Source organism: Sphingobium salicis subsp. salicis, assembly GCF_049472635.1.
Classification (GTDB): domain Bacteria; phylum Pseudomonadota; class Alphaproteobacteria; order Sphingomonadales; family Sphingomonadaceae; genus Sphingobium; species Sphingobium yanoikuyae_A.
In genome coordinates this window covers 4,052,968-4,076,051 of record NZ_JAYRCS010000001.1, presented here as the reverse complement: position 1 = coordinate 4,076,051, position 23,084 = coordinate 4,052,968, and the positions used below count along the sequence as shown (strand labels likewise).

The window sequence follows — 23,084 nt, the reverse complement described above, 5'->3', positions numbered from 1 at the left end:
CGACTTGAGCCGGCGCGGCAAGGGGGCTAGACCGGCGCGGTGACGATCGATCCCGACAGCGCCTTCACCGACCCGCTCGACGCGATGCTGGGCTTCCATCTGCGCCGCACGGCGGCGGCAGTCACCGGCGCGCTGGGCGAGGCGCTGGCGCCGCTTGGCCTCAATCCGGGCGAAGCGACCTTGCTGCGCCTGATCGGCGCCAATCCGGGGTGCAGCCAGAGCGACATTGCCCGCGCGCTGCGCGCCCAGCCGGCCAATCTGGTGCCGCTCATCAACAAGCTGGCGCTGTCTGGCCTGTTGGAAAAGGGCGCGGGCAAGGGGCGCGCCATTCCGCTGACGCTGACGGCGGAGGGGCAGGCGCTGCACGGCCGGGTCTGCGCGGCGTTCGACGCGCATGAGGCGCGGATCGGTCGCTCCATCCCGATCGAACAGCGCCGTGACGTCATCGCCCTGTTGCGCCAGATCTGCCTCGACGCCTGTTGCGGCCCGGACTAGCCGGCCTCCGCCTCCACCCATAGCGGGTGGCGCACCATCGCGCTGGCGAACAGCTCGGACTCCAGATGCCCGGCCAGCCAGCCGCGCAACGCGGCCCAGGGCTGCGCGGCAAACCAGTCCGGTTCGACCGCCGCAAACTGCCGCACGAAGGGAAAGATCGCCATGTCGGCCAATGTCCGCCGCGCGCCGCAAAGCTGGGCCTGATCCCGCAACCGTGCCTCCAGCGCGTCGAGTAGCCCGGCCGCCTCGGTCCGATGCGCGATCGGGTCGCTGCCATGGCGCTCGGCATATTTGTAGCGATCCAGATGCCGCTTGAACGGCCCGTCATTGGTCGCGATCAGCGCCGCGTCGTCACCCGCCAGCCACGCCTCTGGATCATGCTGCCCCAGCGCCCAGCGCATGATCTCCAGGCTCTCGTCGATCACCCGGCCGTCGGGCAGGACCAGCACCGGCACCGTCCCCTTGGGCGAGGCGGCCAGCATCGCCGCCGGCTTGGCGCGCAGCAGGATTTCGCGATGCGCCACCGCCTGTCCGCTCACCAGCAACGCCAGCCGCGCGCGCATCGCATAGGGACAGCGGCGGAAGGAATAGAGGATCGGGACATCAGCCATGGCCCGCCTTAACCGCGGCCAAGGCCAAAGAGTAGCCTTACTCCGCCTCGACCCATGTCGTCGTCAGCGCGCGCGGCGAGAGATATTTGGTCGAGGTCCAGCCGCCATCCACGACGATCGTCTGGCCGTTGATGAAGGCGGCGCCGGGTGAACAGAGGAAGGCGATGGTGCTGGCCACATCCTCTACCTCGCCCAGCCGCGGGAAGGGGGTGGTCTCCACATTCACCCGCTTGAACATCTCGTCCTCGAAGCGGTGGCGCACCATGTCGGTCATGGTGACGCCCGGCGCGACGCAATTGGCGCGGATGCCCTGCGGCCCATAGTCGCAGGCGATATGCTTGGTCAGCGCGTCCAGCCCGCCCTTGGCCGCCGAATAGGCGCCGCCGCGCCGCCCGCCGATCACCGCATAGGTGGAGGTGACGTTCACGATGCCACAGCCCGCGCCCATATGGACGATCGCCTCGCGCGCCAGGCGGAAGGGCGCGCGCAGCATCAGGTCCAGGAACCCGTCCAGCGTGGCGTCGTCGGTTTCGTGCAGCGGCTTGGGGCTGCCCGCGCCGGCATTGTTGACCAGGAAGTCGATCCGGCCGAACCGGTCGAGCGCCAGCTGCACGATCCGCGCGGGCGCATCATCCTGCGTCACATCGATGGACAGGGTGGCGACCCGCGCCGGATCGCCGATTGCGCTCTCCAGCGTCGCCAGCTTGGCCGGATCGCGGCCGACGCCGACGATCGCCATGCCGGCGTCATGCAGCATCTTCGCCGTGCAGAGCCCGATGCCGCTGCCCGCCCCGGTGATGATCGCTACCTGCATCTATCCTGTCCTCTACTCTGTCCTGCCCCCGCTCTTATCCGCTTCGCCGGGCATCGGCGAACCGCCGTGGCGATGCCTCGCCGCCCCGGCTTGAACCCGCGCGCGCGCCGCGTCACCCCTGCGCCATCATCTGCATAATCCAGCGAAAGGCCCGCTCATGTCCGAACTGCGCTACGACGATCGCGTCATCGTCATCACCGGTGCCGGGCGGGGGCTTGGCCGCGCCTATGCGGAACTGCTGGGCGCACGCGGGGCCAGGGTCATGGTCAATGATCCGGGCAGCGCCGTGCGCGGCGAGGGGATCGATGCCGGCCCGGCGGCCGAAGTGGTCGCCGCGATCCAGGCGCAGGGTGGCGACGCGATCGTCTCGACCGACAGCGTCGCCACGCCGGAGGGCGGCCGCGCCATCATAGAGGCGGCGCTCGACCATTATGGCCGGATCGACGGGTTGATCCACAATGCCGGCAATGTCCGCTACGGCTCGATGCAGGCGCTCAGCCAGGAGGATTTCGACGCCGTGCTCGACGTCCATCTGCGCGGCGCCTTCCATGTCGCGCGCGCCGCCTTCCCGCATATGTGCAAGGCCCGCTATGGCCGCATCATCCTCACCAGCTCGATCGGCGGCCTCTATGGCAATCGCGATTGCGTCAATTATGGCATGTCCAAATCGGGCATGATTGGCCTCAACAATGTGCTCGCGCTGGAGGGGGAGGCCGAAGGGGTCAAATCCAACATCATCGTGCCCGGCGCCGTCACCCGCATGGCCGAGGGGCTCGATATCTCCCAATATCCGCCGATGGGGCCGGAACTGGTCTCGCCGGTCGTCGCCTGGCTGGCGCATGAAAGCTGCTCGGTCACCGGTGAGATGCTGGTGTCGATCGCCGGGCGCGTTGCCCGCGCCTTCATCGCCGAAAGCAAGGGCGTCTATCAGCCCAGTTGGACGCCGGAGGATGTCGGCGCCCGGATCGACGCGATCATGGACAGCCAGGACCCGCTGGTCTTCGGGCTGGAGGGCCATGTCGACCATATCCGCTACAGCTTCGGCCGCGCCGTGGCGGGGGAATAAAGGCCGCGTTCCGGCTGTATCCGGCCGGTCGAATCCTGGCGGTCGATGCGCTATGGATCGGGCATCCCCGTGCGGAGTCGGAACCCATGAAGGCGGAACGGATCGACGAGGCCAGCCTGCGCCAGCTGGTCGAAAGCTTCTATGCCCACGTCCGCGCGGACGACCGGCTTGGTCCGATTTTCAACGACGCCGTGGACGACTGGCCGGCGCATATCGACCGGCTGGTCGATTTCTGGTCGTCGGTGATGCTGTCGTCGGGCCGTTACAAGGGACAGCCCGTCCCGGTGCATATGGCGCATCGCGACCGGATCACGCCCGAGTTGTTCGACCATTGGCTGAATCTCTGGTCGCAGACGACCGATGCCGTCATGGTTCCGGCGGCAGCCGCCGCCTTGCAGGACAAGGCGCAGCGGATCGCGGAAAGCCTGCAACTCGCGCTGTTCTTTCGGCTCGGGGCGCCGCCGGCCGCGGGGGCATGAAGGGCGCGCGGATACGCGCCCCTGTCCGCCTTATTCGATCGTCACGCCGACCACGCGCCAGGCGCCATTTTCGCGATCCAGCGTCACCGTCTCGATCGCCTGTGCCTGGTTGGCGTAGCTGGCGCGGAACTTCACCACTTCATAGCCATGGGGCGGGGCCGGCAGTTCCTCCTGGCTCAGCAGGCTGCGCGACTGGAGGGCGCCGAACCGGCCACGCATCGTCTGCGACACCTCCGTCCAGACCTGCACCGTGTTGAGCTTCTGCAAAGCGCTGCCGGTGCCGCGATAGCTTTCGGCCCATTTGTCCTGGTCGATCAGCGCCAGCCATTGGCGCGCCGCATCGACGACCTCGGCATTATGCGCCTGGGCGGCGGCCGGCATCGCTTGTGGTGTGGGGGTGGCATCGGGCAGGGCGGCGAGGGCCAGCAGGCCAAGGACAAAAGTCATGAGAAGCACTCCAGGCAGGATCGGGCGCCGGCGATCGGCCGGCCCCACGCCGACGACCGGCGCCTCGTCCTGATCCGCTTCGACCGGGGCTGCGTCTGCCCCCAATAGCCTGTCCCCCAGAAAATCGGGGGGCGCCGTGTCGGGCGTGCCTTCGGCTTCCAGCAACAGGCGGGCGGCCTCGCGGCTGCTCGACACTGCCATCTTGCGCCGCGCGTCGCGCAGCCGTTCGTTGATGGTATGGACCGACAGGTCCAGGCTGCGCGCGATCGATTTCGCGTCATGGCCCCGGACCATCAGGCGCAGCGTCTGCTTTTCCTTCTCGGTCAGCGCCCAAAGGCCGTCTGTCATCCCGCTGGTCATGGCGCCAGATGTACGAAGCCCCCGGCGCGCCAGCTACCCCAAAAAATTCGTATCTTCGGCGGGGCCGCTCAGTCCGACAGGCTGCGCAGATAGGCGATCAGGTCGGCGCGCGCGAGCGGGTCGGGGATGCCGCTGAACTGCATCTTGGTGCCGGGTACGAAGCGCTGCGGATTGGCGATCCAGGCGTCGAGCGCCTTGTCGTCCCAAACGCCGCCCTTGGCACGCAACGCGGCGGTATAGCCGAACCGGGCGCTGTGCTGGCCGATCGGCTGGCCGTAAATGCCGTGCAGATTGGGGCCGCCGGTGTCGGGTCCGCCAGCGCTGCTGGTGTGGCAGGCGGCGCAGGTGCCGAACAGGCGGGCGCCGGCCTTGGCGTCGGCCACCGTCATCAGCTTTTCCAGTGTCGGATTGGGGCCGGCGGCCTTCAACCGCTCGGCGCGGCGATCGTCGGCACAGCCGATCAGGCTCAGGGTCAGTAACAGGGCGGCGGAGGCGGGACGCAACATGGCGCGCCCATGCCCGATCGGCGGGCGCGCGGCCAGCGGACCAATTGTCCTACGACGCCGCCGGCGCGGCCTCTTCCACCAGCCGGGCGCGGATCTGCTGCTTCAGCACCTTGCCGGCGTCATTCTTGGGCAGGGCGTCCCACAGCGCCACCGCCTCGGGATATTTGAAGCGGGCAACGCCATGGCCGGCCAGATGCGTGGCCAGCGCGGCGACGTCGGGCGTGGCGCCGGGGCGCGGCACGATCACCGCCACCGCCCGCTCGCCGGTGCGCGCATCGGGGACGCCGACGATCGCGATCTCGGCAATGGCGTCATGGCCGACCAGCAGATCCTCGATCTCCTTGGGCGCGATATTCTCGCCATTGCGGATGATCAGATCCTTGATCCGGCCGGTCACCACCAGATGGTCGCCATCGACCCAGGCGCCCTGGTCGCCGCTGCGATAATAGCCTTCCGGATCGAAGCTCGCGGCCTCATCCGCCTTGTGGATATAGCCGACCATCATCTGCGGCCCGCGCGCGCGGATCTCGCCATCCTCCGCGATGCGGACGGTGGCGATGCCGGGGCGGCCGTCGGTCTCGGCGGCATGGGCGACATCGGCCCGGTCGATCACGCCGACGGTCGTGACCGGCAATTCGGTCGATCCATAGACGCGGCTGACCACCGCCTGCTCGAAATAGCCGGCCGCCTCGCGGATCAGCGCCGGCGGCACCGACGCCCCGCCACAGATGAACAATTTGAGCGCGGGCAGCCGCGTCTCCGCCGCGCGCGCCGCCGCCAGCAGATGCTGCAGGAAGGGGGTGGCCCCGGCCATATGGGTGCAATCGGCCTCGGCCATGATCCGCACCGCATCGTCCGGATTCCACTGCTCCATCAGGATCGCCGTCGTGCCCAGCAGCAGCGGCGTCTCGAACGCATAGATCGACCCGCCAATATGGCTGATCGGCGACGGTACCAGGAAGCGGTCGCCCGGCTCGACCAGCCAGTGGCGGCCGATCTGGCGGATCAGCGCATTGATCGAATTATGGCTGTGCATCACCCCCTTGGGCCGGCCGGTGGTGCCGCTGGTATACATCACCATGCGCACCTCGTCGGCATCCAGCGCGGGCAGCGGCCGGCCGGCCGGGGCCGAAGTCAACAGGGCGTCATAAGCGCTAACTTTGCCATCTTCCGCCCGGACGATGACGATTTCCGGCGGCCTCTCCATCTCCGCCGCCACCCGTTCCAGCATCGCGCCATAATCATGGCCACGAAAGCTGTGCGGCACAAAAATCATCCGGCTGTCCACATCCGCCAGGATGAAACGCAGGTCATGGTCGCGCAGCGACGGCAGGATCGGGTTGGCGACCATGCCGGCGAGTGTCACGCCCATGTAGATGACGGCCGCCTCCTGCCAGTTGGGCAGCATGAAGGATATGACGCTGCCGACCGGGAAGCGCGCCAGCAGCGCCTGCGCCAGTCGCTGGGCCTGATCGTGCAGGCCCGCAGCTGTCAGGCAATGATCGCCGTCGATCAGCAGGATGCGGTCGGGCGTGTCGCGGGCGGCGTTCGCCAACGCATCGGCGGCGGTGTCCGATCGCCACCAGCCATCGGCATAGGCCTGCGCTGCCTGATCGGCGTCCCAGCGTATGTCCCATCCTGCGGCGGTGATCCGCCGTCCTGCTCCTGTCCCGGCCATGCTCGCTCCGCTGTCGATGGACGAGCCATGCGAAAGAAGCGCCAGCCGGGCAAGCGCAGCGCCGATCCACCGTCCCCGCGATCAAATCGGCCAGCCGGTTCCGACCCCTTCGATCCTCCTTTATGGCCGACACGATCCGTTTCGAGAGGGCAGCATGCGCATAGTCGACAATTTCATCGGGGGGCAGCATCGCGCATCGGCGTCGACGCGCCTGGGCGACATCTTCAACCCCGCCACCGGCCAGGTGCAGGCGCAGGTCCGCCTGTCGGCGCCCAGCGAACTGGATGAAGCGGTCGCCAATGCCCAGGCTGCCCAACCCGCCTGGGCGGCGATGAACCCGCAGCGCCGCGCCCGCGTGATGTTCAACCTCAAGGCGCTGATCGAACAGCATATGGACGAGCTGGCCGAACTGCTGTCGGCCGAGCATGGCAAGGTCCATTCCGATGCCAAGGGCGATATCCAGCGCGGCCTCGACGTTGTCGAATTTGCCTGTGGCATCCCGCATCTGCTGAAGGGCGAGTATACTGAGGGGGCAGGTCCGGGCATCGACGTCTATTCGTTGCGCCAGCCGATCGGCATCGCGGCGGGGATCACGCCGTTCAATTTCCCGGCGATGATTCCGATGTGGATGTTCGCGCCGGCGATCGCCTGCGGCAATGCCTTCATCCTGAAGCCCAGCGAGCGCAATCCCTCTGTCCCGGTGCGCCTGGCCGAACTGGCGATGGAGGCGGGATTGCCGGCCGGCATCCTGAACGTCGTCCATGGCGACAAGCAGGTGGTGGACGCGATCCTCGATCATCCCGCAATCAAGGCGGTCAGCTTCGTCGGCTCGTCCGACATCGCCCAATATGTCTATGGCCGGGGTGCATCGAACGGCAAGCGGATGCAGTGCATGGGTGGCGCCAAGAATCACGGCATCGTCATGCCCGACGCCGATCTGGATCAGGCGGTCGCCGATATCCTGGGCGCGGCCTATGGTTCGGCGGGCGAGCGTTGCATGGCGCTGCCGGTGGTGGTGCCGGTGGGCGAGCAGACGGCGGTGGCGCTGCGCGCCAAGCTGGAAGCAGGTATCGCCGGGCTGCGCGTCGGCGTGCCGAGCGATCCCGATGCCCATTATGGCCCGGTGGTCAGCGCCGCGCACAAGGCGCGGATCGAAAATTATATCCAGATGGCGGTCGATGAAGGGGCCGAACTGGTGATCGACGGTCGTGGCTTCGCGCTGCAGGGCTATGAGGATGGCTTCTTCCTCGCCCCGACCCTGCTCGACCGCGTAACGCCGCAGATGAAAAGCTATCAGGAAGAGATTTTCGGGCCCGTCCTGCAGATGGTCCGCGCCGAGACCTTCGAGGAAGCGATCGGCTATCCGACCAGGCATCAATATGGCAACGGCGTCGCGCTCTTCACCCGCAATGGCGATTTCGCGCGCCGCTTCTGCGCCAATGTCGAGGTCGGCATGGTCGGGATCAACGTGCCGATCCCGGTGCCGGTCAGCTATCACAGCTTCGGCGGCTGGAAGCGCTCGGGCTTTGGCGACATGAACCAATATGGCATGGACGGCGTGCGGTTCTACACGCGGGTCAAGACCGTCACCCAGCGCTGGCCGAGCGGCGGCGCGGTGCTGGATCAGAGCTTCGTCATCCCTACAATGGGCTGACGCGTCTCCTGAGGGGGAGAAGGCAAGGGCGGGCCGGGCAACCGGACCCGCCCTTGGTCCTTTTGCCGCGTGGTGAAACGCGCGCCGGCCGCTATAAGTTAGGGATCGACCACAGGAGAGAGGCGATCCATGACCCCAAAGGGCGACCAGGCATTATATCAGCAGACACGGCGTTCGGCGCAGGAGGCGGCGGCGCTGATCCCGTCGGGCGCGAAGATCTGCATGGCTTTGGGCACCGGTCAGCCGCCCGCCCTGCTTGCCGCCCTTGCCGAACGCGCCCGGTCCGCTTCTGTCGCTGATCTGCGCATCTATTATATGCTCTGCACCGGGATCGCCGGGGCCAACGTATTCGACTTCGCGCTGCGCGACCGGATCACGCCGATGAGCCTGTTCCATGGCGGCGTTGAACGGATGCTGGATCGCCAGCATGGCGACGCGCATCTGCCGATGGTCGATTTCCTGCCCTGCCATTTCAGCCAGGTGCCGCGCGCCATGGTCGAGCATGTCGGCGTCGACACGCTGATTGCGACGGTCGCGCCGATGGATGCGGACGGCAATTTCAGCCTGGGAACCGATGTCGACTATGCGCTGGCGGTGGCGCGCAAGCCGGGCACCCGGATCATCCTGGAGGTGAATGCGCATATGCCCTATGTGCGGGGCGATTGCATGATCCCCCTGTCGGCGGTGACGGCGCTGGTCGAGCATGATGTCGCGCTGCCGACTCTGCCGGCCATCACCCGCACGGCGGTCGACGATGCGATCGGCGCCACCGTCGCCGGTCTGATCCGCGATGGCGACTGCCTGCAGATGGGGATTGGCGCGCTGCCCGAGGCGGTGTGCGCCGGCCTTGCCAATCATCGGCATCTGGGCATCCATACCGAGATGATGACCACGGGCCTGGCCGGGCTGATGCAGTCGGGTGTGGTCGACAATAGCCGCAAGCAGATCCATGCCGGCAAGGCGATCTACACCTTCGCGCTTGGCGACCAGGCGCTGTATGATTTCCTGCACGATAATCCGGCGGTCGAGGCACATCCGGTCGATTATGTGAACAACCCGTTCCTGATCGCGCGCAACGACAATATGGTGTCGGTGAACGCGACACTGCAGGTCGATTTCCACGGCGCGTGCAATTCCGAATTCGTCAACGGGCAACAGTTTAGCGGCACCGGCGGACAGGTGGATTTCGTGCGCGGCGCCTATGCTTCGCGTGGTGGACGATCGATCATCGCCTGCCACTCGACCGCGGCGAAGGGCACGATTTCCCGCATCACCCCGCGTCTGGACGGGCCGGTGACGACGCCGCGCATGGACACGCATCTGATCGTCACCGAATATGGCCTGGCGGACCTGAAGGGCAAGTCGGTGGGCGAGCGAGCCAAGGCCTTGATCGCCATCGCCCATCCCGATTTCCGGGAGCAACTGGAGCGCGCAGCATTCGACGCCGGGTTGTTTGCCGGCTGATCAGCGCGGACGGATTGTCAGCCATTGCGAAACGGTGCCGATGGCGCCGTCCCGATCATGCAGGATGCTGTGGGTAAGGCCGATGCCGTCGGCGCCGAACGAGACGGTAACGTCGCAGCCCAGCCATTCACCGACCGGCGCGCGGAAGATATGGGCGGTGAGGTCGAGATTGGGAAAGGCGGCGTCGGCGGTCGATACCAGAGGCGCCAGGCCATTGGCGGTATCGACCAGCCCCATGGCGCGGGCGAGCGGCGATACTGCCTCATCCTCGATCAGCGCATGGGGCGTGCGGATCCAGCCAATGGCGCGGCCCGGCGCGACATATTGGCGGCGGGCATCGATGCTGGCGATGAAGCCGCCGGGCCATTCGCCGGTGCCGTCCCATGGCGCCATGGTTTCCGGGCCGGGAACGGGATCAAAGCCGCCGCCGGCGATCGCGCTGGTGTCGTAGGTCTGGGCCAGCCAGGCGCGCAGCAGGATTGCGGGTCGGCCGCCATGGCTGAGCCGCGCTTCGACCAGTTCGATGGTGCGGCCGGGACGGATGACGCTGACGTCGATTTCAACCGTATCGAGCGGGATGGTGCCCAGGATATCATAGGACAGGCGGCCCAGTCGCAGCGGATCGGGCCGGCGGGATTTGGCATCGACCTCGATCGCATGGGCCAGCAGGCCGATCGCGGGGGCAACATGCTGTTCCGTCACGTTCCAGGCGCCGCCGACCAGTTCCGTCGGGGTGAAATGGCGGGCATCAAGCCGCCGGAAATAGGCCATGGGGTCCTCTTCATTGCCGTCTGGGCGGGTCTGAGTTCCCCTATCAGCTGGAACCGTCCGCCCGCAAGCTGACGGCGATGATGACAGTCCGGCGTCGGTCGGATGACGATCGCCGCCTTCAAAATTTAACCCCACTGCCGCGCGAACGACACGAGCGTGACTCATGCGCCCGCTAGGGAGGAGGCAGGGGAATGAGGGATGGCGAAGCCTTTGCGTGCCATATTGGTCGCGAGCCTGGCGGTGTTGGCCGCCACGGGATCGCAGGGCGAAAGTCGGCGGAGCGATACTGCCGGGCTGGCGGCGACTGCGCCACAGCCGGATAGGCCGCTGTCGGTGATGACCTATAATGTGATGGGCCTGCCCTGGCCGATCGCCCTTGGCCGGGACGAGGCACTGGGCCGCATCGCCGATCGGCTGGCGGCGCTGCGCCGGGCCGGGCGCCAGCCGCATATCGTCCTGCTGCAGGAAGCCTTTTCGCCACAGGTCGCGCAACTGGCGCGCCGTGCGGGCTATGCCCATGTCGCGACCGGGCCGGACATCGGGTTGCGCACGGCGATTGCGGCGGGATCGGATGACCGCGCCTATGTGCAGGCGGCGCGCTGGGACCGGGGCGAGACAGCACCCAAGCAGCTGAACAGCGGTCTGCTGATCCTGTCCGATTATCCGATCGCCGGCATCGACCGCATGGCCTTTCCCGATTTCGCCTGTGCCGGCTTCGATTGCCTGGCGAACAAGGGCGTGCTGATCGCTCATCTGGCGGTGCCGGGCTTCGACCGGCCAGTCAGCATCGTTAACACCCATCTCAACGCGCGCAAGGCGGCAGGCGTGGCGATCGCCCGGTCGCAGCGGGCGTTTAATCGGCAGGCCGGGCTGCTGGCCGACTTCGTGCGCGCCCATGTTCCCGCCGGACAGCCGATGATCCTGGGCGGCGACCTCAATATCGGCGGCGATCGCAACCGCATCCACGCCTTCTTCACCCATTGGGCACGGGCCGGCATGGGTTTTGTCGCGGCGCATCTGGGCGGCGCGCGGCGGGTTTTGGCGGACAGCCTGCCATCCGATGCCGGCACGCACCGGGATCTCGAACAGGCGAGCGCGCGCGGCAAGGATTGGCTGTTCGCGCGCGACGATCGTGGTCGGCCGATGCGGGCCATCCACGCGGCCGTGCCCTTTGGTACGGAAGTGGAGGGCGCGCCGCTTTCCGACCATTTCGGTTACATGATCGCCTATGAACCCGAACGTCGCGCCGGAGCCGCTCTCCAGTTGGCGCAGGTGGCGTCATGACGATGATCCGCTGGATGGTGGTGTCGCTGGCAGCCCTGGCGTTCGCGGTCCCGGCATCGGCGCAGACGATTACCCCCGATCATGGCGGCTTTGTGCTGAAACGGCCCTTGCGTTTTTCCCTGCTGCCCGGGCCGCTGGACGGTGCAGCGAAGCCGGCGCGCATCTATGCGATCGAACTGGCGCCATCGCCGGCCGAGCCGGCGGCGATCGGCATCGCCGTCCAGCGCAAGCGCAACCGAATGGTGGCGATGCCGGCTCGTCGGATCGGCGGGGTGCCGCTGCCCACCGACCTGTCCGGCGATGCCCAGCCGCGCAGCAGTCTGATGCTGGTCGACGCCCATGGCAGCCTGCCACTGGCGGACGGCTTGCAGGCTGAGCTGGGCTGGCAGGGGGCCAAGCTCAACAATCGCGGGGCCAATGTGACCGCGCTCTATGGCAGCGACGCAATCAAGAGCCGCGACCTGTTCTTGCCGACGGGGCGGCTGGCCTATGACGCCGCGCCCGGCGTCACCCTGCGCGCGGATTATCGCGAGACGATAGAGGCCTATGCCGGGGTCGGCCTGTCGGGTGCGCTGGGGCTGACGCGGGAGGCGTTCCGCACATTGCAGGCCGGTTTGCGGCCGGAACGCGACAGCCGCATGCGGCTGGGCAGCGACTGGATGGTGGCACCGGACCTGACATTGGCGGTCGATGCCTTTGACGGCGAGATCGAGGACCGGCTGGCCTTTGTCGAGGACGGCTATCTGCCGGTCAATCGCGGATCGGCACATGTGCGGGGGCTGGCGATGCGGGCGGAGCATCGGCTGACGTCCGCGCTCAGCCTGTCGGCGCGCTACCATGTGGCGCGACTGCGCCAGGAGCAGGGCGGCCGCGTGCAGGAGCAGCAACTGATGCTGGAAGGACTGTGGGCGCAGGGCCCATGGCGCTGCCGGGTTGCTGCCGCGCAGAGCAGCGCGCCGGCGCTGATGCAGGATGATGGTGGCCTGCGGCTGGAGGCCGGCGTCGATTATGCGTTGGCCGGGCGCCGGCCGATGCGCATCGGCCTGCACCTGACCGACCCCGACCAACTGGCGAGCAGCCGGCTCCTACGCGCCGAAGCCACCGGCGCGGCGCGGCCGGAGGATCAGGTGCAGGCACTGATGCTGACCGCCGCCCTCGCCCTGTAGGCGGGAGCGGCGGCAAGGCCCGTCAGTTCAGGGCGTAGGCAATCAGCTCGTCGCCCACTGGCGTCTGCATGAAATGATGACCGCCGGCCATGATGACCAGATATTGCTTGCCATTCTGGCTGTAGGTCATCGGCGTCGCCTGACCACCGGCGGGCAGCACATCCTGCCACAAAGTCTTGCCGGTCTTGAGGTCGATCGCGCGGATCAGATTGTCGGTCGCGGCGGCGACGAAGATCAGCCCGCCGGCCGTTACCACCGACCCGCCATTATTGGGCGTGCCGATCGTCAGCGGAAGCATCGAGGGGATGCCGAACGGCCCATTGGTCCGTGCCGTGCCGAAGGGGCGATCCCAGATGGTCTTGCCGGTGGCGATGTCGATCGCGCGGATCCCGCCATAGGGGGGCTGCTTGCACAGCAGGCCAGTGAAGGGCAGGCGCCAGCCGGCATTGACGTCGATCGCATAGGGGGTGTGCGCCTGCGGATCGCCCGCGCCTTCCGCCCCGCCAATCTCGCCGCGCGCCTGGTCGCGCGGCGCCCAGCCCTTCTTGTTGGCTTCCTTGCGGGGCACCAGCCGGACATAGTTGGGCATGTCGTTATAATTGGCGATGATCACCCCGCGTGCCGGATCGACGGCGATGCCGCCCCAGTCGGTGCCGCCATTATAGCCGGGATATTCGATCGAGCGCTTGTTGGCCTCGGGCGGGGTGAAGAAGCCCTTGTAGCTCGCCCGGCGGAACTGGATGCGGCAGATCATCTGGTCGATCGGCGACATGCCCCACATGTCCTTTTCGGTGAGGTCGGGCTTGCGCAGCGTATGGTAGAGTGAGATGCGCTGGGTCGCGGCGCGCTGCTCCGGCTCCACGCCGATCTGCGGTGCCTTGATATCACCGATCGGGGTCAGCGGTCGGCCGGTGCGGCGGTCGAGCACATAGATGTCTCCCTGCTTGCTGGGCAGCAGCATCGCCGGCACCGGACCCCGCGCCGTCGGGAAATCGATCAGGGTCGCCTGGGCGCCGAAATCATAGTCCCACACATCCTTGCGCACTGCCTGGAAATTCCAGCGCGGCTTGCCGGTCATCACGTCGATCGCGACCAGCGAGGTGGCGTAGCGATTTTCCTCCGGCCGGCGCAGGCTGCTGTAATAATCGGCGGCGCTGTTGCCCATCGGCAGATAGACGAGGCCAAGCTGCTCGTCGCCCGAGGCGATCGTCCACATGTTTGGGGTGCCGCGGGTATAGGTCTGGCCGGCCGGCGGCGGACCGCTGCGTTCCGGGTGCATCATGTCCCAGGCCCAGCGCATCTTGCCGGTGACCGCGTCATAGGCCTGGATCACGCCGGACGGCGCCCAGCGATCCTGCCCGTCCAGCACCTGATGGCCGGTGACGATGACGCCGCGCACGATGGTCGGCGGTGAGGTGATGGAGACATAGCCCGGAGGGACCTGGCCCATGCCGTCGGTGATGCGGACCTGGCCATTGCTGCCGAAGTCGCGGCACTGCTGGCCGGTGCGGGCATCCAACGCCATGATCCGCGCATCGAGCGTGCCCAGGATGATGCGCTGGGCGCAGGGCGCGTCGGCCGCGGCGCCGGGCACGGCATAATAGCTGACCCCGCGACAGGCGGCGGTGTATGGAATGGCCTCGTCCGAGACCTTGGGATCGAAGCGCCATTTCTGCTTGCCGGTGGCGGGATCCAGCGCGATCACCATGCTCTTGGGGGTGCAGACATAGAGGGTGTCGCCGATCTTGAGCGGCGTGTTTTCCGCGCCATAGGTGTTGCGGATCTGAGCCGAGGCCGGCAGGTCGCCGGTGTGGATCATCCAGGCGCGTTTGAGGTTACCTACATTGGCCGGGGTGATCTGGACGAGCGGCGAGTAGCGCCGGGCGCTGTTGGTGCCGCCATAGGCCGGCCAGTCGGCGCCGGTGGTGCCGATCGAGGGATCGGCCATGGCATAGCGGGCGTCGGGCAGACCCTGCAGCACCGGCGGGATGAAGTTGCTGGCGATGCTCCAGAAAAAGCCGATCGCGACAGCGAAAGTGACAGCCACCCCGACCCATGCACGACGCCAGCGACCGGCGCTGCGGTCGAGCGTCGGCCAGACCAGTTGCAGCGCGATCAGGAGGACCAGCGGGGCGACGACGCGCGGCACCAGTGCCCAGGGATCAAGGCCCACTTCCCAATAGGCCCAGAGCAAAGTGACAGCGAAGATGACAATGTAGAGCCAGCCGCCCGCCTTGCGCCCGCGTGCCAGCAGCACGCCCGCGACGATCAGGGCGATGCCGGTGACCAGATAATAAGGCGAGCCGCCCGAGATCAGCAGCCAGGCGCCGCCGCCGGTCAGCACCAGCCCGATAAGGCCGAAGACGATGCCCAATATCAGGGCGGCGATCGATCGGCGGGGCGGTGCGTTTGTCATGGTCGGATACTCCCTGGGCAGGAGGCACGGGCAGGTGCCGGTTTACAAAGGAGAAACCGACCAGCTTCGTTCCAGACATGAACAAAATTTCATATTCGTGGCGCGATTGTAGCGCGCATGCAATGCTAATGCGTTTGACTCGCATTCTGGACATGCCTAACGCGCGGCGCAGATAGAGAGCCATCGGGGAAAACAAAATGCGTCTGTCCTTGCGCCACCTCCTGTTGAGCAGCAGCTTTGCCCTTGTCGTGATGCCGCATGTCGCCCGCGCGGCAGAAGCGGACAATGCCGCAGAGGACGCGTCGCGGATCGTCGTGACCGCGGCCAACCAGCCGTCCAGTTCCGCCACCGCCCTGTCGCTGTCGGTGCGCGAGACGCCGCAGTCGGTGACGATCATCAATCGCGAACGGATCGAGGATTTCGCGATCACCAATGTCAACGACCTGCTCGACCAGACGATCGGTATCAATGTTGAGCGGGTCGAGACGGACCGCACCTATTTCAACTCGCGCGGTTTCGACGTGTCCAAATTCCAGGTCGATGGCGTCGGCCTGCCGCTCGCCTGGGGTATCCAGTTCGGCGACCTCGACACTGCCCTGTTCGAGAATGTCGAGGCGGTGCGCGGCGCCAATGCGATCATGACCGGCATCGGCAATCCGTCGGCGACGATCAATTATGTCCGCAAGCGGCCGCTCGACGAGTTCCAGGTCAAGGGCACGGCCCAGCTCGGTTCGCGCGACCTGTGGCGGGTCGAGGGCGACGTCAATGTCCCGGTGACCGACACGGTGTCGGCGCGCTTTATCTATGCGCATGAGGATCGCGACACGCATCTCGACTATAACCATATCAATCGCGACGTTTTTGGCGCGATCCTCGCCTGGCAGGTGACGCCCGATCTCAAGGCGACGGTCGGTTACACGCGCCAGGAAAATGACGCCGACGGCGTGATGTGGGGGGCGATGCCGCTGGTCTTCACCGACGGCACCCGGATCGACTATGCCCGCTCTGCCACCACCTCGGCCGACTGGACCTATTGGAACACGAAGGACCAGAATAGCTTTGGCGAACTGGTCTATACGATGGGCCAATGGACGCTGAGCGGGATGTTCACCTACAAGCGCTTCCAGGAGAATGCGAAGCTGCTCTATGCCTATGGCTATCCCGACAAGGAAACCGGCGAGGGCGTCTATGGCATGGCGGGCATCTACCCGTCCGACTATAAGCAATATCTGGGCGATTTCAGCGCCACCGGCCCGTTCAGCCTGTTCGGCCGCGAGCACAAGCTGGTGCTCGGCCTCTCCTACGCCAAGTCCAATGCCAAGGAGTGGGAGAATTTCGCCGAGGACACGGCGCTGGTCTATCCGTCGGTCTATGACTGGGGCAGCGCGCAGGTGACCGAGCCGGACTATCCGGGCGAATATCTGGCCGCCAAATATAGCGACGAGCTGACCCGCCTCTATGGCGCGGCGCATCTCAACTTCACCGACCAGTTGAAGGGCGTGATCGGCGCCAGCGCGATGTGGATCAAGTCGTCCGGCTATTCCTATGGCACCGATCAGGCGCGCGACGACCACAAGATCAGCCCCTATCTCGGCCTGCTCTATGACGTGATGCCCAACGTCACCCTTTATGCCAGCTATACCGACATCTATAACCCGCAAGCGGAGGTCGACGCCAATAATCGCAAGCTGGACCCGGCCAAGGGCACCAGCATCGAGGGCGGCATCAAGAGCAGCTGGTTCGGCGATCGCCTCTATGCCACCGCCACCGTGTTCCGCGCCAAGCAGAAGGGGCTGGCCGATTATGCCGGCACCTTTGGCGAGGATGGACCGGGCAAGGCCGGCGGCAGTTATTATGCCGGCGTCGATACCACCTCGACCGGCTTCGAGCTGGAAGTAGCGGGCAAGATCACCGACCAGTGGACGCTGAGCGGTGGCTATACCCAATATGATATCGAGGATGACGAGGGCAACGACACCCGCACCTGGCTGCCGACCAAGTCGCTGAAACTGGCCACCACCTATCAGGTGCCGCAGCTCAATGACCTGAAGCTGGGCGCGCAGATGCGCTGGCAGAATGCGATCAAGACGACGCTGACCGATGTCTATGACGGCGATGTTTACATGGGCGATGTGGTCGTTAAGCAGAAGAGCTATGCCGTGCTCGACCTGATGGCGGGTATCCGGGTGGTCGATCATCTGCGGGCGAGCGTGAACGTGAAGAATGTCACCAACACCAAATATCTGGGTAGTCTGATGTGGGGCCAGGCCTTCTATGCCGCGCCGCGCACGGCGGTGTTCACCTTGAGCGTCGACTATTGACGAAGGCGGCGGCTCTGCGTGCCCGTAGCGGCTGGCGTTATCGCGGCAATGTCGCGCTGCGCACGCTGGCGGGCACAGTGGGCGCCTATGCGGTGGCGGCGCTGGCGGCGATGCTGCTCGCCCGCACCCTGCCGATGGGCCGGCTGGAGGCGGTGACGGTTGCGACCATGTTCTCCTATCTGTTCGCCCCAGCGGTCAGCGTCTGGGCCTTTCTGGCGCGCGGACCCTGGGTCGCCCTGGGCGGCGTGATAGTTCTTTCCGCACTGCTGGCCGGACTGGTCTGGACCAGCGGAGGCTTCGCATGAGCGGGGCATCGGCGATGGTGCGGGATGGCGTGCGGCAGGCGATGGCCTGGCTGCACGGCTGGACCGGGCTGTTGCTGGGCTATGTGCTGTTCATCATGTGCCTGGCCGGGACGCTCAGCGTCTTCAAGCCGGAGATCGGCCGCTGGATGCGGCCCGAGGTGACGGCGCAGGCGGATAGCAAGAGCGCGATCGTCGCGGCGACCGGCTGGCTGTCGAAACATGCGCCCGGTTCCACCGGCTGGTATCTGACCGCGCCTGACGGCCGGGCCAATACGGTCGAGGCATCCTATGACCAGGGCAGCGACTATCTGTATCGCGCGCTAGATCCGGTGACCGGCGCGCCCGTCGCGCGCGAGACGCTGGGCGGCGAATTTTTCTATCGCCTCCATTTCGAGCTGGAGATTCCCTATCCCTGGGGCCGGCTGCTCGCCTCGCTGGCGGCGATGGTCATGCTGGTCGCGCTGGTCACCGGCATCATCGCGCACAAGCGCATCTTCAAGGACTTCTTCACCTTCCGCCCGGCCAAGGGCCAGCGGTCCTGGCTCGACGGGCATAATGCGACCGGCGTGCTGGCCATGCCCTTCCACCTGATGATCACCTTCACCGGGCTGCTGACGCTGGCGTCGCTCAACATGCCCTGGCCGATCAGTGCCGGCTATGGTGACAAGGTGATGGAGATGTACGAGGCGCTGGCGCCGGGTTCGGTGACCCGTCCGGCGGCCGGCAAGCCCGCGTCGCTGGCGCCGATCGCACCGATGCTGACAGCGGCCGAGCGCGCATTTGGCGGCGGCCATGTCGGCCGCGTCTATGTGTTCAATCCCGGCGACGCGGCATCGGTCGTCACCGTCTACCAGTCCGATGCCGACTCGATCGGCTATATGCGGGGGCAGGCGAGCTTCGACGGCGCGACGGGTCGGCTGCTCAAGAGCTGGGTCGAGCGGCGGCCGGCGATGCGGACCTATCAGGTCGCCTATGGCCTGCACATGGCCCGCTTCGCACCGATGGCGACGCGCTGGCTCTATGTGCTGGGCGGGGCGATGCTGACGCTGGCGATCTCGACCGGCATGGTGCTGTGGATCGCCAAGCGGCGCGAGCGCCAGCCGCTCTCGATCGGCAATCGCATCCTCGAACGGCTGAATGTCGGCGTGATCACCGGCGTGCCGCTGGGCGCCGTGGCCTATTTCATCGCCAATCGCCTGTTGCCGATCGGCATGGCGGGGCGCCCCGAAGCGGAAGTGTCCGTGGCCTTGTGGACGGCGGCCGCGGCCGTGCTGGCCGGGCTGACGCTGCGTCCGGCCATTGGCTGGCCGCTGATGATGGGGCTGCTCGCCTTCGCCTGCGCGTTGGCGGCGGTGCTGGGGCCGGTCTGGTCGACCGAACCGGTCCTGCTGGCCGGCAATCTCCTGTTCCTGGCCATGGCCGGCGCGCTGGCGCTGATCGTGCGTCGGCAGGTGCGACGGCGCAATGCGCCGACTCCGGCGCGTCGGCGGATGCGGGAGCAGCCGGCATGATCGTCGCGGGACTGCTCTATATCGGCTTCTTCGCATTGGCGGCGGCGATGACGCGGCATGGGCCGGCGCTGCTCGGCCCCTGGCAGCGCCATGGGCTGGCCCGGCATCTGCCGCTGCTCGGCTGGAGCGCGATTGCCCTGTCGCTGCTCGGTGCGATCCTGGCCGGCGCCGACGGGATCGGCATCGTCACCTGGTGCGGGCTGCTGCCGCTGATGGCGGGGGCGGTGCTGCTCGCGTTGACCTATGGTCCCCGGCTGGCGCGCGGCGGGCTGCTGCTGGCATTGGCGCTGATGGTGGTCGGCGCGGTTTAGGCCGCCTTCATCTCGATACTGGCGATCAGGCCGCCATCGGGCGCGTTGCGCAATGCGACGATCGCACCGAAGCTGAGACCCAGCGATCGCGCGATGGTGAGGCCGATGCCGGTGCCGTGGCGGCCGCCTGGCTGGCTGCTGGCGCCGCGGGTAAAGGGTTCGAACATCTGGTCCAGATCCTGCGGCGGGATGCCGGGGCCATGGTCGCGTATCTCGATCGTGACATGGCCGGGCGTGCGCAGGCAGCTGATCTCCGCGCATCCGCCATATTTTACGGCATTGTCGACCAGATTGCTCATGCAGCGGGTCAGCGCATTGGGCTTGACCCGGACCGACGCGCCGCAGCCGGCGGCGAACTGGACCGGGGCGCCCAGCTCTTGCGCATCCTCGGCCATGCTGGCGAGCAGGGAATCAAGGTCGATCACCGACCATTCCTCATGCGTCTCGGTGCTGGCGGCAAGGTCGAGCCCTTCGCGCACCAGCCGCTGCATCGCCTCATGATCCTGCAGCAGGCGGGCGCGCAGTTCCTCATTCTCGACCAGTTCCAGCCGCAGCCGCAGCCGGGTGAGCGGGGTCTGGAGATCATGGCTGATCGCCGCCAGCAACTGGGTCCGTTCGGTGAAGCCGGCGCGGACGCGGCGCTGCATCAGGTTGAAGGTGGAGAGGGCGGCGCGCACCTCCTCCGGCCCGCGCTCGGGAATCTCCTCCGGGTCGCGCGACACGGAAAAGGCCTCGGCGGCCTGGGACAGGCGGCGCAGCGGCTTGGCGGCGATCCGGCCGATCAGGATCGAGAGACCGGCGGCCGAGAGCAGGATGACGACCAGATAGGCCGGGCTGAACAGCGAACTGGGCGGCCGGGCGAGGCGCGGGAAGGTGAGCGCCATGCCGCGGCGCTGGCCGGTCGCGTCGGTCATGCGCACGATCCAGCAATCGGGCCGGGGCGCATCGATCAGGCCGGCGGCGCGGCTGCGCCCGGCATCCTTGTCCGGGAAACAGAGGCCGAAGGGCACCTGTCCCGCCTCCGGCTGGGCGCGGGGCCCGAAACGCCGGGCGAGCGCGGCTTCGAGATCGGGATCGGGCTCGTTGATGGAGATGCCGTCAGGGGCGATGGAAGCGCCGACAATGCCGTGATTTTCCAGCATCTGCTGAACCCGCACCGGATCGCGGCGCAGCCGGTCGGCGACGTCGAAGGCGCTGGCCAGCACACGCTGGCGGCGGACGCGTTCGAAATCATGACGCCGCCCCTGTTCCGACACGGCGAGCGCGAGGATGGCCGAAAGCGAGATGCCGACGGTCAGCAGCACGAAGATATGCCCCGCCATCGAGCGGAAGAAATCCCGCACGCGCTGCACCGGCTGGCCGATCATTCGTAGCGCACCGGGCTGGCGAGGACATAGCCTTCGCCGCGGACGGTCAGGATCAGGTCGGCGCCGCCGGTGGCGCCGGCCAGCTTTTGTCGCAGGCGGCTGACCTGCAGGTCGATGGTGCGGTCGAAGGCGGCGGTGGCGCGCCGCTCGGGCAGCAACGTCTCACGCGCGAGCACGACATTGGGTTCCTCGATGAAGCGGGAGAGCAGGCGGAATTCGGCCGAGGACAGCATGACAAGCCGGTCGTCCGGGGCGATCAGCCGGCGTTGCAGCAGATCGAGCCGCCAGGGACCGAAGACGGCATAGCGGGACTGGTCGGCGGGTGCCGGGGCCTCGACGCGGGGGCGGCGCAGCAGGTTGCGGATGCGCACCAGCAGCTCGCGCGGCTCAAACGGCTTGGTCAGATAATCGTCGGCGCCCAGTTCCAGCCCGAGCACCCGGTCGATCGCGCTGCCGCGCGCCGTCACCATGATGATCTGGATGCCCGATCCTTCGGCGCGTAACTCGCGGCACAGCGACAGGCCGTCGCCATCGGGCAGGTTGAGATCGAGCACGATCAGGTCGACCGGCTGGTCGCGCAGGGCCTGGCGCAGTTCGGCGAGGTTCGATGCAGAAAGCAGGTCGTAATTTTCCTGCCGCAACTGATCGACGATCAGACCGCGAATATCGGCATCGTCGTCGACGACGATGACGCTGTTGCGGCGGGGATCGGACAGGTCAGCCATGTTGCGCTTCTAGCGGCGGATATTGCAAAAGTCTGTGCCTCTACCGGGGATGATACAGGGCGATACAAAGCGATACGCGTTCGGATGTCACGCGACATGATGATGCGTCAGGATATCAACTTGGTCTAGCAGGATACGCCTCAAATCGCGATCAGGCGATCGTCGGCGCTGCCTGCCGGCGGTAACGATGTGAAGCCATGCCCATTTTCACAGAGCTCCGGAGCCTCCGGGTCGCACCGATCGCATTATGCATCCTGATCACCGCTTGCGGACAGGAAAAGGCGCCAAAGAAAGGGCCTGTGGAAGTGGGCGTGGTGACGCTGGCGGCACAGAATGTGACCGTCTCGTCCGAATTGCCGGCGCGCACCGTGTCGACCATGCAGTCGGAAGTCCGGCCGCAGATCACCGGCGTGATCCAGAAAAGGCTGTTCACCGAAGGATCGATGGTGACGGCCGGCCAGCCGCTCTACCAGATTGACGAACGGCTCTATCGTGCGTCGCGCGACGAGGCGCAGGCGGCGCTGGTCAGTGCGCAGGCGACGGCGGTGGCGGCACAGGCCAAGGCGCAGCGCTATCGCGGCCTGGGCGATACCGAGGCGGTGAGCGCGCAGGACCGCGACGATGTGATCGCGACGGCGCGCCAGGCAGCGGCCGCCGTGGGTCAGGCGCGCGCCTCGCTCGATACCGCCAATGTCAACCTGACCTTCACCCAGGTGCGCGCGCCGATCAGCGGCCGGATCGGCCGGACCCTCTTCACCCCCGGCGCGCTGGTGACCGCCAGCCAGACCGATCCGCTGACGACGATCCAGCAGCTTGATCCCATCTATGTCGACGTCACCCAGTCGAGCAGCCAGCTGCTGCAGCTGCGGCGATCGCTGGCGGCGGGCAAGACGCTGCCGGCCAGCGCGACGATCCGGCTGAAGCTGGACGACGGCAGTGAATATCCGCTGGAAGGGCGAATCGAATTTGCCGAGCCGATCGTCGATGTCGACAGCGGCACGGTGACGCTGCGCGCACGCTTCCCCAATCCTGACGGCATGTTGCTGCCCGGCATGTTCGTGCGCGTCGTGGCGCCCCAGTCGGTCGTGCCCGGCGCGATCCTGGCGCCGCAGCAGGGCATCGCCCGCGACGCCAAGGGCAATGCGACCGCGCTGGTCGTGACCAAGGACAACAAGGTCGAGCGCCGCACCGTCACCGCCGCGCAGGCGATCGGCGACAAATGGCTGATCACCGCAGGCCTGAAGGCCGGCGACCGGCTGATCGTCGAGGGCACCGACAAGGTCCAGCCCGACGACAAGGTAAAGCCCGTCGCCGTCGCGGCGAAGAAGTAGGA

21 protein-coding genes are annotated in these 23,084 nt (G+C 66.9%); 12 read left to right on the top strand and 9 right to left on the bottom strand.

Annotated elements, in window-relative coordinates; all coding sequences use genetic code 11:
- Nucleotides 1–39: 39 nt before the first annotated feature.
- Nucleotides 40–495 (top strand): MarR family winged helix-turn-helix transcriptional regulator, encoded by a 456-nt coding sequence (locus VHN57_RS19710; RefSeq protein ID WP_278984729.1) that lies wholly within the window; start codon nt 40–42, stop codon nt 493–495.
- On the opposite strand, the gene VHN57_RS19705 is transcribed toward VHN57_RS19710, so the two are convergent.
- A complete protein-coding gene (locus tag VHN57_RS19705) occupies nt 492–1,106 on the bottom strand; it encodes a glutathione S-transferase (RefSeq protein ID WP_278984727.1) in 615 nt (204 codons plus the stop codon). The two genes, VHN57_RS19710 and VHN57_RS19705, sit on opposite strands and share 4 nt — an antisense overlap.
- Before the next feature lie 37 nt (nt 1,107–1,143).
- The gene (locus tag VHN57_RS19700; RefSeq protein WP_278984725.1) at nt 1,144–1,920 is read right to left on the bottom strand and encodes an SDR family NAD(P)-dependent oxidoreductase; all 777 of its coding nucleotides are present in this window, start codon (nt 1,918–1,920) and stop codon (nt 1,144–1,146) included.
- 157 nt (nt 1,921–2,077) lie between these two features.
- Between VHN57_RS19700 and VHN57_RS19695 the strand changes: the two genes are divergently transcribed.
- Both VHN57_RS19695 and VHN57_RS19690 read left to right on the top strand, forming a co-directional pair.
- Complete coding sequence (locus VHN57_RS19695) at nt 2,078–2,986, top strand: SDR family NAD(P)-dependent oxidoreductase (protein ID WP_278984723.1); 909 nt, start codon at nt 2,078–2,080, stop codon at nt 2,984–2,986.
- An 86-nt stretch (nt 2,987–3,072) separates the two neighbouring features.
- Nucleotides 3,073–3,465 (top strand): group III truncated hemoglobin, encoded by a 393-nt coding sequence (locus tag VHN57_RS19690; RefSeq protein ID WP_278984721.1) that lies wholly within the window; start codon nt 3,073–3,075, stop codon nt 3,463–3,465.
- Nucleotides 3,466–3,495: 30 nt separating this feature from the next.
- Here VHN57_RS19690 and VHN57_RS19685 read toward each other — a convergent pair whose 3' ends face one another.
- The 3 genes from VHN57_RS19685 to VHN57_RS19675 all read right to left on the bottom strand — a co-directional run bounded on the left by VHN57_RS19685 (nt 3,496) and on the right by VHN57_RS19675 (nt 6,456).
- Nucleotides 3,496–4,272 (bottom strand): helix-turn-helix domain-containing protein, encoded by a 777-nt coding sequence (locus VHN57_RS19685; protein ID WP_423284986.1) that lies wholly within the window; start codon nt 4,270–4,272, stop codon nt 3,496–3,498.
- A 68-nt stretch (nt 4,273–4,340) separates the two neighbouring features.
- Nucleotides 4,341–4,778 (bottom strand): c-type cytochrome, encoded by a 438-nt coding sequence (locus VHN57_RS19680; RefSeq protein ID WP_004209113.1) that lies wholly within the window; start codon nt 4,776–4,778, stop codon nt 4,341–4,343.
- A 49-nt stretch (nt 4,779–4,827) separates the two neighbouring features.
- Entirely contained in the window at nt 4,828–6,456 is a 1,629-nt protein-coding gene (locus VHN57_RS19675) for an AMP-binding protein (RefSeq protein ID WP_278984716.1), read from the bottom strand.
- Between the two features lie 154 nt (nt 6,457–6,610).
- Between VHN57_RS19675 and VHN57_RS19670 the strand changes: the two genes are divergently transcribed.
- Together VHN57_RS19670 and VHN57_RS19665 are read left to right on the top strand one after the other, a co-directional pair.
- Complete coding sequence (locus VHN57_RS19670; RefSeq protein ID WP_423284984.1) at nt 6,611–8,110, top strand: CoA-acylating methylmalonate-semialdehyde dehydrogenase; 1,500 nt, start codon at nt 6,611–6,613, stop codon at nt 8,108–8,110.
- Nucleotides 8,111–8,239: 129 nt separating this feature from the next.
- Nucleotides 8,240–9,574 (top strand): acetyl-CoA hydrolase/transferase family protein, encoded by a 1,335-nt coding sequence (locus tag VHN57_RS19665; RefSeq protein WP_278984712.1) that lies wholly within the window; start codon nt 8,240–8,242, stop codon nt 9,572–9,574.
- Here VHN57_RS19665 and VHN57_RS19660 read toward each other — a convergent pair whose 3' ends face one another.
- Nucleotides 9,575–10,345: a thioesterase family protein gene (locus tag VHN57_RS19660; protein ID WP_278984709.1), complete on the bottom strand. Its 771-nt coding sequence runs from the start codon at nt 10,343–10,345 to the stop codon at nt 9,575–9,577.
- Between the two features lie 198 nt (nt 10,346–10,543).
- Here VHN57_RS19660 and VHN57_RS19655 point away from each other — a divergent pair, with 198 nt between their 5' ends.
- Complete coding sequence (locus VHN57_RS19655) at nt 10,544–11,629, top strand: endonuclease/exonuclease/phosphatase family protein (protein WP_423284981.1); 1,086 nt, start codon at nt 10,544–10,546, stop codon at nt 11,627–11,629.
- Nucleotides 11,626–12,795, top strand: coding sequence for a TonB-dependent receptor domain-containing protein (locus VHN57_RS19650; RefSeq protein ID WP_278986109.1), 1,170 nt, complete (start codon nt 11,626–11,628; stop codon nt 12,793–12,795). The genes VHN57_RS19655 and VHN57_RS19650 overlap by 4 nt, the downstream gene beginning before the upstream one ends.
- A 22-nt stretch (nt 12,796–12,817) precedes the next feature.
- Here VHN57_RS19650 and VHN57_RS19645 read toward each other — a convergent pair whose 3' ends face one another.
- Complete coding sequence (locus VHN57_RS19645) at nt 12,818–15,211, bottom strand: membrane-bound PQQ-dependent dehydrogenase, glucose/quinate/shikimate family (RefSeq protein WP_278986107.1); 2,394 nt, start codon at nt 15,209–15,211, stop codon at nt 12,818–12,820.
- A 197-nt stretch (nt 15,212–15,408) separates the two neighbouring features.
- On the opposite strand from VHN57_RS19645, the gene VHN57_RS19640 reads away from it, so the two are divergent.
- From VHN57_RS19640 to VHN57_RS19625, 4 genes are read left to right on the top strand one after another with little or no spacing between them, the layout of a single operon-like run.
- Nucleotides 15,409–17,532 carry a TonB-dependent siderophore receptor gene (locus VHN57_RS19640; RefSeq protein ID WP_278986106.1) on the top strand — a complete coding sequence of 708 codons (2,124 nt, stop codon included), beginning with the start codon at nt 15,409–15,411 and terminating at the stop codon, nt 17,530–17,532.
- On the top strand, nt 17,529–17,837 hold the full coding sequence (locus tag VHN57_RS19635) for a ketohydroxyglutarate aldolase (RefSeq protein ID WP_125989445.1): 309 nt from the start codon (nt 17,529–17,531) through the stop codon (nt 17,835–17,837). Before VHN57_RS19640 ends, VHN57_RS19635 begins: the two co-directional genes overlap by 4 nt.
- On the top strand, nt 17,834–19,348 hold the full coding sequence (locus VHN57_RS19630) for a PepSY-associated TM helix domain-containing protein (RefSeq protein WP_278986105.1): 1,515 nt from the start codon (nt 17,834–17,836) through the stop codon (nt 19,346–19,348). Before VHN57_RS19635 ends, VHN57_RS19630 begins: the two co-directional genes overlap by 4 nt.
- A complete protein-coding gene (locus VHN57_RS19625) occupies nt 19,345–19,659 on the top strand; it encodes a DUF3325 family protein (protein ID WP_017500810.1) in 315 nt (104 codons plus the stop codon). Before VHN57_RS19630 ends, VHN57_RS19625 begins: the two co-directional genes overlap by 4 nt.
- Here the strand turns inward: VHN57_RS19625 and VHN57_RS19620 are convergent.
- Nucleotides 19,656–21,026: an ATP-binding protein gene (locus VHN57_RS19620; RefSeq protein ID WP_017500811.1), complete on the bottom strand. Its 1,371-nt coding sequence runs from the start codon at nt 21,024–21,026 to the stop codon at nt 19,656–19,658. The genes VHN57_RS19625 and VHN57_RS19620 overlap by 4 nt on opposite strands.
- A complete protein-coding gene (locus VHN57_RS19615; protein ID WP_004209098.1) occupies nt 21,023–21,751 on the bottom strand; it encodes a response regulator in 729 nt (242 codons plus the stop codon). Before VHN57_RS19615 ends, VHN57_RS19620 begins: the two co-directional genes overlap by 4 nt.
- 197 nt (nt 21,752–21,948) lie before the next feature.
- On the opposite strand from VHN57_RS19615, the gene VHN57_RS19610 reads away from it, so the two are divergent.
- Nucleotides 21,949–23,082, top strand: coding sequence for an efflux RND transporter periplasmic adaptor subunit (locus tag VHN57_RS19610; RefSeq protein WP_026109107.1), 1,134 nt, complete (start codon nt 21,949–21,951; stop codon nt 23,080–23,082).
- Nucleotides 23,083–23,084: the final 2 nt, after the last annotated feature.